This window comes from Deinococcus alpinitundrae (genome assembly GCF_009982895.1).
GTDB classification, from domain to species: domain Bacteria; phylum Deinococcota; class Deinococci; order Deinococcales; family Deinococcaceae; genus Deinococcus; species Deinococcus alpinitundrae.
The window spans coordinates 1-253 of sequence record NZ_WXZL01000376.1; the positions used below are offsets into that span (position 1 = coordinate 1).

General features: G+C 39.5%; 1 protein-coding gene. It reads right to left on the reverse strand.

All coding sequences use genetic code 11. From position 1 onward, the window contains the following. Nucleotides 1-42: 42 nt before the first annotated feature. The coding region (locus GUI70_RS26020) for an uL10 family ribosomal protein (protein WP_438503520.1) at nucleotides 43-253 on the reverse strand (211 nt) is incomplete at its 5' end.

Below are 253 nucleotides of genomic sequence, written 5' to 3' on the forward strand. Positions count from 1 at the left end.
TGTTTCCTCCAATATTAATTGTAATTAAATGTAATGTAATGATTATGCAGCGTCTTCTTCAGACTTCTTATCAGCAACAGCCTTAAGAGCGTATGCAACGTCACGTACTGGTGACATAAATTCATTAGCAAGCATTGCAAGCAAGTCTTCACGACTAGGCATTGTAGCGAAGGTATTGATTGTATCAATATCAGCCACTTTACCTTCGATAACCCCACCCTTGATGGAAAGGTTGTCGTTGCTGTCAGCAAAT